We start from the raw sequence: 11904 nt of genomic DNA on the forward strand, positions 1-11904 counted from the left end.
TTAAGCACAAGCCAGATTTTTAAATTTTACTATTTATCTTTTTTATTGGAAATCGTCAAATTTAAAAATTTGGCGACTTTCCAAATATACCTTAACTTCGATTAATCAACTGACTAGCTATGAGCTATATACGTTGTTGGGCATAGTTTTTTTATAGTGATATGTTTATTTCAGTTGCAGTTAATATTATAACTTTAATATCCTTTTTTATAGATTTTCTCTTTGCAACCTGATAGTCAGTAAAATCGTGAGAAATTAAAAGTTTATCGTCCGAGTTGAATGCTACTCGTAAAAAATGTCTGTCTTTTTTATTTTTTATAATCCTGTCAATATATTTTTTTGTTCCTTGAATTACTTTATTCGGAACAAAGTTGAACCTTCCGTTAATAGCTAATGTTTGAATTAGGCTAAAACCGAGCATTCCCGGAATTAAATGTTTAGTATATTCCAAACCAATATAGCTTGAGTTATTACTATCAATCATATCAAATCCTTCATCTACCGCAACATTTAAATCATTACCAAGCATACTAGTAATTAATTCAATTGAGCTTTCTTGATGTTCAGAATTTTCGTCATTGGCGTGAACCAAAGTGCAAGTGTCTAATACTATATCAGCCATTCTTTTTTCTTTTTGCTTGTTCAGACGCTAATGCAATTGATTCTTTTAACGTTTCTGCAAAAAAGTCTTTAGGCCAATCAATAGGTTTTATATGTCCATTTTCCTGTAATTTTATTTCTCTTATTTTAGAATTTTTATCCTCTTTTTCAACAAAATATATAGCTACATCCTCTGAATCTATTTCTCCTTCTGCTACAAGTCTTCTTAAACTTAAAAGTAAATGTTCACTATGAGTTTCAGTGATAATCGTTTGCCCTTTTTTTGCCATACTTATAAAAAGTTCGGCAAGCACACATTGTATTTTTGGATTAAGATGAATTTCAGGTTGTTCTGCAACGGTTATACTTCTTTTTGGTGATACAAGAGATTGTAAAATCAGTGGCAATACTTGGGATGCGCCAAAACCTGCATTTGCAATGCTTGTATAATAATTATCATCATCATTATTTCTAAATCTAATTGAATATGTATTACTATAATGATGTTTTAATTCAATTCTATCTCCAAATCCAAACTTTTTAATCCAATTATTTAGTTCTTCATTATTGTCTCCAATTTTTTTAAGAAGATTTGGCATATTTTGTCCTTTGGAACCAACTGTATTATATGTTTCGTTAGTTATTTCATAAATTCTATGGGGATTTTCACGAATTGGACCGATGAAACTTAATTCTCCAAAATATCTTCGCGCTCTAGAATTATTATATGATATAGCTGATAAAAATTGTGAAAATCCTTTAGAGAACTGGTCGATATTTCCTTTTATTTTTTCGCCATTTTCATCTTCTTCATTATTTTCTAAATTTGATAAAATAGTATTTGGGGAAAACAGAAAGTTTGTCGGTGATGAATCCGAAATTGTCATTCTTTCTATTTTTTTGAAAAGTTTACTTCCAATTCCAGAATATTTATATTTATCTCCTAATTTTTTTAAACTCAAAAAAGGTCTTTTAAAAATATCATATATAGAACTTTCTTTTAATTCAATTTCTTCAGTATCTTGATTTTGACCTAATAAAATTTCAAATGCGCCAGGTGAGTAACGACCAACCTTTTCAAGCTTTTCATCCGATTCGTGTATATGATATCTGTAACCAAAAAAGATTTCTTTACTAGTATCATAATCTTTTACTATTTCTTGAAAGTTTCCACCATCATAAATATCGCCCTTTAAGATAATAGGCGAATCTCTATCTCTAGAATTAATAGTCTGATTCATTAATAATAAAGGCGCTAAAAAACTCGTCTTTCCAGAGTTATTATTCCCTAAAATTATAGTTATAGGCTTTATTTTTACCCAATCAGTATCTTCAAAACCTTTAAAGTTTTTCCATCTGACTTCCATATGGTCTAAATGTTTATTCATTTGGTTATTTTTTTAAATTATGCCCAACGTATGAATATACGTAATGGTGTATATATATCTATTATATCTACACCAAATCTAACAAATTCAAACAACTAATCATCTACGTAGTTCTACGTAATTCCAATACACAAAAAAACCACCTCGGTTTAGAAGCGGTTTTAGAATACATTATATAAAAAAAATCTATTTATCCATATCAAGATACGTTTATCACATAGGTAGCAACCACATCTTTGTTAATTTTTACATGTATATCATAATGACCTTTGTGGTTAAATTTATAGGTGAAGGAAATTAGGCCAGCGTCATGATGTATGTTATAAATTTCTAATGGCTGTTCTGTAATTCCAACGTATTTAATAAGCGAAATAGAATCTGTAGAAATGGTTTTAAGGGATTTAAAACTGAATTGTATTTCGTGGTTTTTGCCTATTTCAATATTCATTTCTTTGGGGCTCATCGGGATTATTTTATGTTCATAAGTTTCCCCATAAACTAATGGACTTGATACAAATGTTTGTGTTGAGGTTGAACCATTTAGTAACCACTTTTTTTCAATGGGATAGTGACTTTTAGAAAATAATATAGGATCTGTTAAAAAATAACCGTCATTATAATCTTCTATAAAGGTGCTGTTAATTATATATCCATTAGACCAAGTGGCATCGGTTAAATACCATTTGTTATTTAATTTAACGGCATTCCATGAATGATTAGCTATGTCCAGTGCTTCAATATTGGATGCCACAGAACGGCCATATCCATTTACTATTTCACATTCTATATTGGCTAAAAATGATAATTCTTTAATTAAGTAAGCATAACCGGTACACATGGTTTTTTTATCTTCTAGCAGCCTTTTAAACGTGGTTTTTAAATAGGTGTTATTCCATGCAATATATCCTAGACTATCGTTTTTATACTTTTTTCGTTTTCTAAAAATTTTGTTTTGTTGATTTATATCGGCTGTTATATTTTGACAAACCCACGTATAAATAGCTCTGAATTTTTCAACATCGGTTGGTAGTTTGGATGTCAGCTTATGCGCTAAAAGCGGTAAATTATCCAAACTAGCACCTTTATTCATTTTAGCATTATAATCTGCTTGCTTAAAATTAACAGACTTGAAATCTGATATTTGCGCCTGTGAAATAGCACTTATAAAAACGATAATTAAGAAATACCGGATGGACATACCTATCTGTTTTTCTTGGATTTGTAAACTTTTTTTACGGCTACTTTTCCCATAACGATACATGTAACAGCATCCATATTAACTTCCATTTCAACGGTGGGTGAGGCGGTTTCATTATTAATAACAATGGTTCTAGAGCTATAACCTATAAAGCTAAAAATAAGAACATCGCCTTTTTTTAATTTTTCAGGAAATTCAAATTCACCATCAAAATTCGTTTGTGTCCCAATGGCTGTGCCTTTAAGAATAATGTTGGTGCCAGGTAGCGGTAAACCATTTTCATCTAAAACAGTTCCTTTTACGCTAATGTTTTTTTCTTGATGGATATCTTTTGCCTCGGAATTGGTATTCGTTGTATCGGTTTTCTTGTCTTGTGCGTGAGTAGCATTGAAACTAAAAAAAGACAGCATTGCTAAACCAAAACCACCAATGAGATTGCGCCTTTTATTGGTTTTAGGTAATTGATTAAATGATTTTAATTGAGCGGTTTTAAATCTGCCGCATGTATTTTGGCTGCTTTTCAATTTGAAATAATTGATAATTGCTTCAGGTTTCATGTTGGTAAAATTAATGACTTCTTTTTCACAGGAATTACAAAATCCACCTGCTTTTGTAGGCGAAAAGTGCTTGTAATTTTCAGAACATGGTGTTTTAATACTTACGTTTAGATTGTTTTTCATGATGGTTATTTTTATGATTATGATTCAAACCTAGCGGTTTATCAGGTATCTTGAAATAACCAATGAGACAAACGGGTTTTTGAGTGCGTGAAACTTACGTTTTGGTTAGCGTACCAAAAAACCACTTCGGTTGGGAAGTGGTTTGGATACAGTAAGAATTAGGTTTTTTAGTTTATTGAACTCGGCAGTTTTTACCACAAGTACTTTGTTATAGCTCGATTCCTATTTAAATTTTAGGTTGTTTTTGACCTCTTATAAATGGAATTATCATTGGCACTTCATTTTGATACTTTTCATATGTTTTACCAATAGACTTTCTTAAGTCTTTTTCTTCTAAATACTTTACAGCAACAAATATATATATGGTTGTAACTAATGTAAAGAATAAATGCCCAACAGTCATAGTTGGTGTTGCCCAAAAAACAATTAGAAATCCTAACATAATTGGATGTCTTACTAATTTATATAAGTAGTTAGTTTGAAATTTTGGATTTGGGGTTACTTTGTTTTTTAGATTATCAAAAATTTGGACTAAACCAAAAAGTTCAAAATGATTAATCATAAATGTTGATAACAGCACAATAAGCCATCCAGTAAAAAATAATCCAATTAAAACAATAGAAAAAATATTGTTTTCAACTTTCCAAACTATTGTTGTTATAGGTTGCCATTGCCAATAAACTAATATTAATGCCAAACTAGAAAGTAATACATAAGTACTTCTTTCCATAGCTTGACTGAAGATAGATGTAAACCATTCTTTAAATTTTGGTCTCGCCATTATACTATGTTGCAAAGCAAATACACTTAATAAAATTGTATTAGTTAAAATAGCTTTTAACAAAGTTGGCTCTACGCCTGAATCAATTGTTTTTGGAACAACAAAATTACCAACAAATCCTATGGCATATAAAAATGCAATTAGAAAAATACAATAGGCTATTATTCCATAAATAAAGATTAATAATTTTTTCATGACTATTGGTTTTGTTTATATCCCAAAATTCATAAAAACAAAAGTCATATAACTTTCAAATACGTTCAAAAAACATTCTAAAACGTCCAAACAACAAATTATTGTCTATTTATTATTATTTAATCGGTACTTGTGAGGTGGTAAATTGTATTTTTCTTTAAAAGATTTTATGAAATGCGATGAATTTCTATAACCACAATCATAGCTAATTTGGTTAATATTTAAATTACTTTCAATAAGTAGCACTCTGGCATGTTCCAGACGTTTAGATTTTATCCACCTCGAAGGTGTCGTATTAAATGTGTTTTTGAAATCTCTTTTAAAGGCTGATAAACTTCGACCACATAATTTGGCGAATTCTTCAACCTTCAAATTATATAAAAATTTTTCTAACATGACAATTTCTATATCTATTCCTATTTTTTTATGTTTTTGAAAGTCTGATTTATTTGGACGTATTCCTGTAACAAATTCCTCTATTTCTGCTAAAATTGGATAGGTATCACCTGTCCAGAAAAGATGGTCTCGACCATTAAATTCAACAAGTTTGGAATTAGGTATTCGTTCTGCCAAATATCTACCTTCTTCAACAAGGATGTCAATATCCTCTTTCCTATATAGAAGAAGAGTTGGGACTTTAATTGAGCCTAAAATTCCAGTCACATCAATTTTCGTGCATTGCTTATGTAAAATCAATGCAGCTTTAGGGCTTCCTCCAGAACGTAAATAACTAGCTAGCCAATCTAAAAATGCATTATCATGCGCTAATGAAGGCACTAAAGTTTTTAATCCATCAAGATTTCCGTGTGCCCAATTATCTTCAATTGCCTTATTAGAAACCTCACGTTCAGCATCTGTAGGAGCCCAAGGGTAATCTTTGGAATACCTGCGTTTTGCAAATATCCCAAAACCAATAACGCCTAATGTTTTTTGAGGATACTTTAAAGAATATAGAAGACTAACAGATCCTCCTTCAGAATGACTAAATAAAAATGCCTTTTGTGAATTTACTGCATCTAATACCGCATTGATATCATCCATACGCTCTTCCATGGTGGAATATTCATCTGAACGATCTGAAAGCCCTGTACCTCTTTTATCGAAAATTATTAATCTAGAAAATATGGAAAGCCTAGTTAAAAAGGAAGCGAGCCTAGGTTCTGCCCACATCATATCAATGTTTGAAACCCAACCTGGAATATATAAAATGTCGATTGATCCTTCACCTACTACTTGATAGGCAATATTAAAATCTCCGCTTTTAGTATAGTTAGTTTTTGGTTTCATATAGATTTATTAATACAATTTCAAAATTTATATGGGTTTTCACAATGTGCTACAACGTTTTTGTATAACTTAAGTTCGATTTTGTAATAAAGTTATAAATTTGAAGTAAATAAAAACCGAATAGGAAATACTTGTCTGCCGACAGGCAGGCGCGCGTCTCCATGGCTATCAGGATTTGTAAGTATATAAGCGCCTAATAATGTGTTTTGTACATTATTATCTGCTGGATGATGCTATCTGTTATTTATTTACAATTTCATTCAGAGGTTTTTTAAATTTTTTATAATTCTCTGGCATTTGTAAAAATGGTTCTATTGTAAAACTGAACGTGTTAGCGCCATCAAAAATCCAATAATTTTCGACTAATTTTCCATCTGTGGTTTTGAGATTCTGTTGTGGAATATGGTTAATGAAAAATTGATTTTTCTCTTTATTATACCAAATTCCCATTACACGTAAATCTTTTTCAGTTGAATAGTTAAGTTTTAAATGTGGTTGAATATTTTTTTTTATTGACTTAAGCGTAAGGTTCTTGATAGGGAAATTTTCTAAATCTTTTGCCCAAGCGTATGTATTATCCGCTTCTGCGTTGACTAATTTTTTCCATTGTTCTAATACACTTGTTGTGTCTTTTTCTGATTGAATAACTGTAAATAAATTTTCTTGAATAATTTCTATTTCCTGACTTTTTGGACTTATGATGACTGTAGTTTTTTCGGCAGCAATTTGACTATCATTAATTCCGAAAAAGGAACTTAAGACAAAGAAAAGTATTTTTATTTGTTCCATTTTTAAAGTTTATAATATATGCTTGATTTGCCTGCCAACGTGTTTCTTTAGTGGCGTGTTTAAGCACCTAATTTAGCAAACCTGCCTGCCGGCAGGCAGGTAAAAACCGAATAGAAAATCCGCTAGGATTTTCGTAAGTAAACTTGAACTAGCAATGAATTATACACATTGTTGTACACTGGTATTTATTTTATTCTAAAATGTGGTTTTAAATAAATATTTAATTTTTTTTTATAGCTATCAACACTTTCGTGAACTACAGTATAATATTCCTTATAATTTAATTGACTGTGATTTCCATTATTATTATTGAATAAATCCCATCTTTTATATTCTAAATCAGAGTTTATGAATTTTTTTAATGCCTTAAACTTTTTATCAAAATTCACATTTTTATATTTAAAAATATAACAAGCTCTATTCTGATTTATATTTTCCCATATGACAAAATTGTAGTTTCTGTTTTTTAATATAATAAGAAGTGCCTCTTCAAATGTCGAATTATTATTTTCCCATAATGAAACAGCTTTATTGTCGTTTTTTAAAAGTTTAGATGCTTGCTTAATAAAAATGTTGTTTTTATATAATTCACCAATCTCGTTAATATTTATCTCTTTTGATATTGTATAATTTTCTTTAATTTTTTTGTTTGGTATTTCTTGATGTAGATAGCTTTTTATTTGTAGGTCTTTATGATTATTAATATGGTTTAATACTATAATCCTAATTTTATCGATATCATTTGAAAGATTATAAATAATTTTTTTTGTAGCCCTATCAACATATACTTTATATAAATCATCAGAATATTTTTTTTGAAAATATGAAACGTTTATGTTGTTTAAAAGGTTTGTAGGGCCATCTATTTCTTTTGGGAGATATATTATGTTTGGGTCTACTTTAACACCTCTTGGAGTAAAAATAAGATTTTTCCAAGTGAAATATATTTTTTCACAGTCTGCTTCTGAAATTTGTTTTACTGAGTTTTGAGAATTCGACTCTTTAATTGTTGTTTTCTGAAGTTTTGACTTTAGAGCACCTTTTATATTATTTTTTTTTAATTTTTTATTCAATAAGATTAAAGACTTTAAAAGATTTTTTGGTGTAAACTTATTTTCCTTGTTTCTAATTGTTTTTTTTAATAACCATTTATTAAGTTTTCGGTCTTGGTCTTCCTCAACTTTAGTAATTAAAATATGTATATCTTTATGTTCATTTTCATCAAGACCATTTTTTAAAAACTTTAAACATTTTCGTATAGAAGTATAAGATATTTGTCTAATCGAGTTTTGAGAATAAAACTCTTTATTTATTGTTTTTAGAAGATTTGATTTTTTAGCCAACAGGTTTAAAGACTTTAAAAGACTGTTAGGTGTATATTTATTTTCCTTGTTTCTTATTGTATTTCTCCTTAACCATTCGTAAAGTTTTCTGTCTTGGTCTTTCTTAACTTCGGCAATTAACAAAAGAATGACTTTATGCTCCTTTTTATCAAGACTATTTTTTAAAAACCTTAAACATTTTCCTAATGAAGTAAAGGATATTGTATAGATATCATTAATTGTGGTATTTTTAGTCTTATTCATTTAAGAAATATACTTGTTTTTTAGCACTTGTGTACAACGTTTTTGTATATGGTTTGTTGCGTGGTTTAAGCACCTAATTTAGCAAATAAAAACCGAATAGAAAATCCGCGAGGATTTTCGTAAGTAGGCTGGAACTAGCAATAAATTATATACGGTGTTGCCACACGTTTTTTATTTCCAATAACTTATTTTCCTCGTATCAACATAAATTGGAACGAATTCCTTTGCGTTATTAAAATGTTCTTTCATAGATGTATTTTTCATAATCCAATTCCCGTTTTCGTCAAATTCATAGTCAAATTTCAATTCTCGATTTAATTTTGAACCCTCAAATTCTTTTGAATTGATAGGGTTATATAAAATGTCAAATTCAGTTATGTTGTCTGTATACTTTTTTAAATCCGCTGATATTGTATAGGAAGTTTGTTTAAAAATTCTTCCGTCTTTCCATTCCGTTTCGCTTATAATTTCCATCCATTCTGTTTTATATGACGATTCTATTAGATTGTTGTTTTTGTCATATCTAAACAAATTAGTTGTCATTGATTTGTCATTCTCTTTTTCTTTTTGTGTAGAAGATATTATTTTTTCATTATCGTCAAAAGTGTATTCTGAATTAACTTCGGTCGTATCATTTCCTTTAACAGAAATTCGTTTTATTTGATAATCATTTTTCCCATAATAAAAAGTTGTTTTATGGTCAATTGTGTCATTTACGAAAACAGTCAATTCACTTGTGTTATTAATAGAATCATATTCTGAAGTTTGAATAATTTTCGATTTGTTTGCTTTATTAATTGAAACACTTTTAATGAACTTTTGGTTTTTGTTATAATCAATAACATTGGTTTGTAAAAGTTCTCCATAATTATCGAAGTATTCTACTTTTTTCAATTCCCCAAAATCGGTGAATTCTTCTATTTTGTTCAGAACGGGTTTGTCTTCATTTTCTGTGTTTTGAAAAGTTGTTTTGTAATATTCAATTTTTTTAACTTTTCCATACAGATTGTTTCCTTGTAAAACGTTTTTAAAATCTGAATAAATTGGCTGTAAATCAGTTCTCAATTCCGTTTTGTTTTGGCAGTTAAATAAAATAATTGACATTAAAGTCAGTAAGTAAATTTTTCTCAATGTTCTTATTTTCAAATGTGTGGCAATGTATGAATATACGTAATGGTATATATATCTATTATATCTACACCAAATCTAACAAATTCAAACAACTAATCATCTACGTAGTTCTACGTAACTTTATCCCAGAAAAAAACCACTTCCGTAAAGAAGTGGTTTTGTTTTGATTCTATAATTTAACAGCGAAGCGGTCTAATATCTATTTTATCATTTAGCTTCGCTGATTAATCTTATAAGTGCGTTAGTGTTAGCTGCGTTTTTCTAAAACACAGAACAATAATCGTCTTATTTAATCATCTCATAGCTACGTTTAATAAAGTTGGTTAACTCTTCACCTTTCAGTAAACCTTGTGAAAGTCGCGCTAAATCCAAACTCTGTGTAATTAAACGTTCTTGCTTTTTCTTGGTTTTGGTTTCTAAAATTTCGCCAACTAAAGCGGAATTTGTATTCACTACCAAATTGTACATTTCTGGCATATTACCAAACATGTTCATACCGCCGCCACCTGTCTGCTGCATTTCTTTCATACGGCGCATAAACTCGGGTTGCGTAATCATAAATGGTGACGCATCACTATCCATGGCTTCTAACTGTACCGAGAATTTCTCCTGTGGAATTACTTCTTTCAGTAAATCCTCAAGCGCGCCTTTTTGGTCGTCTGATAATTTAGAAATCTTGGCATCATCGGTTTTAATTAAATTATCCACGTGATCGGCATCCACACGAGCAAAGGTTATATTCTCCTTGCTAGATTCTAGCTTCTGCATTAAATGCGATACAATTGGCGAATCTAATAACAACACCTCATAACCTTTAGCTTTAGCCGCTTCAATATAACTGTGTTGTGCATCTTGATTGGATGCGTACAAAATAACCAACTTACCATCTTTATCGGTTTGCTTGGCTTTTATAGCGTTGAATAATTCGTCATATGTAAAATATTTACCGTCTACGGTTGGGTACAATGCAAACGCATCAGCTTTATCAAAAAATTTATCTTCTGAAAGCATTCCGTATTCAATCACAATCTTAATATCGTCCCATTTCTTTTCAAAATCTTCACGATTATTATTGAAAAGAGATTTCAATTTATCAGCGACTTTACGCGTGATGTAAGATGATATTTTCTTAACAGCACCATCCGCTTGCAAATAACTACGCGATACGTTTAATGGAATGTCTGGTGAATCAATGACACCACGTAACATGGTTAAAAATTCGGGAACAATGCCTTCCACATTATCGGTAACATATACCTGATTTTGGTACAATTGAATCTTATCTTTTTGAATGTTGAGGTCGTTGGTCATTTTTGGGAAATACAAAATTCCCGTTAAGTTAAATGGGTAATCCACATTTAAATGAATGTGAAATAACGGCTCCTCAAACTGCATTGGATATAACTCGCGATAAAAGTTATTATAATCCGTCGCTTCCAAATCTGTTGGCAATTTAGTCCATGCTGGATTTGGGTTGTTTATAATATTATCAACCGTAATTTGTTTATGTGGCTCGGTAGTTTCCTTACCATCCTTATCGGTTGTAGTTTTTGGTGTAAAATCTGGATCGTTTACTTCCTTGGTTCCAAATTTAATTGGAATAGGCATAAACTTGTTATACTTTAATAATAATTCACGAATACGTGCTTCTTCTAAAAACTCGGTAGAATCGTCTGCGATATGCAAAATAATTTCGGTTCCACGGGCTGTTTTGTCCGCTGTTTCTAAAGTGAATTCTGGACTGCCATCGCAAGTCCAATGTGCTGCTGGTTCATCTTTGTAAGATTTGGTAATGATTTCTACTTTTTCAGCAACCATAAATGCCGAATAGAAACCTAAACCAAAATGACCGATAATTCCAGAGTCTTTAGCCGAGTCTTTATACTTATCTAAAAACTCTTCTGCACCTGAAAATGCCACTTGGTTAATATACTTTTCAACTTCATCCGCAGTCATCCCTAAACCTTGATCTATAATGTGCAATTTCTTGCCATCTTTATCAATTTTAACTTCAATTTGTGGATTTCCGTATTCAACAGAAGCTTCGCCAATACTTGTTAAATGCTTTAATTTTAATGTTGCATCGGTTGCATTACTAATTAGCTCACGTAAAAAGATTTCGTGATCACTGTATAAAAACTTTTTAATGAGTGGGAAGATATTTTCTACCGATACATTAATGTTTCCTTTTGCCATAAATTTAATTTATTAAATTATTTCCACAAATGTGGAAAACTGTTAAACGTCATTCTTCGATTTTGTTAGAGTC

The 11904-nt window shown here is 30.2% G+C and carries 10 protein-coding genes; all 10 read right to left on the bottom strand.

Annotated features, from left to right (window positions below; all coding sequences use genetic code 11):
* Window positions 1-151: 151 nt before the first annotated feature.
* The 10 genes from ACN0QX_RS09250 to htpG all read right to left on the bottom strand — a co-directional run bounded on the left by ACN0QX_RS09250 (window position 152) and on the right by htpG (window position 11831).
* A complete protein-coding gene (locus ACN0QX_RS09250; protein WP_417196548.1) occupies window positions 152-622 on the bottom strand; it encodes a hypothetical protein in 471 nt (156 codons plus the stop codon).
* Window positions 615-1988, bottom strand: a complete 1374-nt coding sequence (locus ACN0QX_RS09255) for a DUF3696 domain-containing protein (protein ID WP_417196551.1) — start codon at window positions 1986-1988, stop codon at window positions 615-617. Before ACN0QX_RS09255 ends, ACN0QX_RS09250 begins: the two co-directional genes overlap by 8 nt.
* A 199-nt stretch (window positions 1989-2187) precedes the next feature.
* The gene (locus tag ACN0QX_RS09260) at window positions 2188-3186 is read right to left on the bottom strand and encodes a transglutaminase domain-containing protein (RefSeq protein ID WP_417196553.1); all 999 of its coding nucleotides are present in this window, start codon (window positions 3184-3186) and stop codon (window positions 2188-2190) included.
* A 2-nt stretch (window positions 3187-3188) separates the two neighbouring features.
* Window positions 3189-3866: a carboxypeptidase-like regulatory domain-containing protein gene (locus ACN0QX_RS09265; protein WP_417196556.1), complete on the bottom strand. Its 678-nt coding sequence runs from the start codon at window positions 3864-3866 to the stop codon at window positions 3189-3191.
* Window positions 3867-4092: 226 nt separating this feature from the next.
* Entirely contained in the window at window positions 4093-4842 is a 750-nt protein-coding gene (gene mddA, locus ACN0QX_RS09270; protein WP_417196558.1) for a methanethiol S-methyltransferase, read from the bottom strand.
* Window positions 4843-4947: 105 nt separating this feature from the next.
* A complete protein-coding gene (locus tag ACN0QX_RS09275) occupies window positions 4948-6129 on the bottom strand; it encodes an alpha/beta fold hydrolase (RefSeq protein WP_417196560.1) in 1182 nt (393 codons plus the stop codon).
* A gap of 240 nt (window positions 6130-6369) precedes the next feature.
* Window positions 6370-6918, bottom strand: coding sequence for a hypothetical protein (locus ACN0QX_RS09280; protein WP_417196561.1), 549 nt, complete (start codon window positions 6916-6918; stop codon window positions 6370-6372).
* Window positions 6919-7103: 185 nt separating this feature from the next.
* A complete protein-coding gene (locus ACN0QX_RS09285; RefSeq protein WP_417196563.1) occupies window positions 7104-8504 on the bottom strand; it encodes a hypothetical protein in 1401 nt (466 codons plus the stop codon).
* A 171-nt stretch (window positions 8505-8675) separates the two neighbouring features.
* Window positions 8676-9569 carry a hypothetical protein gene (locus ACN0QX_RS09290; RefSeq protein ID WP_417196565.1) on the bottom strand — a complete coding sequence of 298 codons (894 nt, stop codon included), beginning with the start codon at window positions 9567-9569 and terminating at the stop codon, window positions 8676-8678.
* Window positions 9570-9920: 351 nt separating this feature from the next.
* Window positions 9921-11831 carry a molecular chaperone HtpG gene (gene htpG / locus ACN0QX_RS09295; protein WP_248395184.1) on the bottom strand — a complete coding sequence of 637 codons (1911 nt, stop codon included), beginning with the start codon at window positions 11829-11831 and terminating at the stop codon, window positions 9921-9923.
* Window positions 11832-11904 lie beyond the last annotated feature (73 nt).

The organism is Bizionia sp. (assembly GCF_048259285.1).
Classification (GTDB): domain Bacteria; phylum Bacteroidota; class Bacteroidia; order Flavobacteriales; family Flavobacteriaceae; genus Algorimicrobium; species Algorimicrobium hallyeonense.

What these genes read in the sequence shown, in the direction of transcription:
- ACN0QX_RS09265 (WP_417196556.1), bottom strand. Translation starts at nt 3,866, where the DNA reads ATGAAAAACAATCTAAACGTAAGTATTAAAACACCATGTTCTGAAAAT.
- ACN0QX_RS09275 (WP_417196560.1), bottom strand. Translation starts at nt 6,129, where the DNA reads ATGAAACCAAAAACTAACTATACTAAAAGCGGAGATTTTAATATTGCC.
- htpG (WP_248395184.1), bottom strand. Translation starts at nt 11,831, where the DNA reads ATGGCAAAAGGAAACATTAATGTATCGGTAGAAAATATCTTCCCACTC.
- ACN0QX_RS09260 (WP_417196553.1), bottom strand. Translation starts at nt 3,186, where the DNA reads ATGTCCATCCGGTATTTCTTAATTATCGTTTTTATAAGTGCTATTTCA.
- ACN0QX_RS09280 (WP_417196561.1), bottom strand. Translation starts at nt 6,918, where the DNA reads ATGGAACAAATAAAAATACTTTTCTTTGTCTTAAGTTCCTTTTTCGGA.
- mddA (WP_417196558.1), bottom strand. Translation starts at nt 4,842, where the DNA reads ATGAAAAAATTATTAATCTTTATTTATGGAATAATAGCCTATTGTATT.
- ACN0QX_RS09255 (WP_417196551.1), bottom strand. Translation starts at nt 1,988, where the DNA reads ATGAATAAACATTTAGACCATATGGAAGTCAGATGGAAAAACTTTAAA.
- ACN0QX_RS09285 (WP_417196563.1), bottom strand. Translation starts at nt 8,504, where the DNA reads ATGAATAAGACTAAAAATACCACAATTAATGATATCTATACAATATCC.
- ACN0QX_RS09250 (WP_417196548.1), bottom strand. Translation starts at nt 622, where the DNA reads ATGGCTGATATAGTATTAGACACTTGCACTTTGGTTCACGCCAATGAC.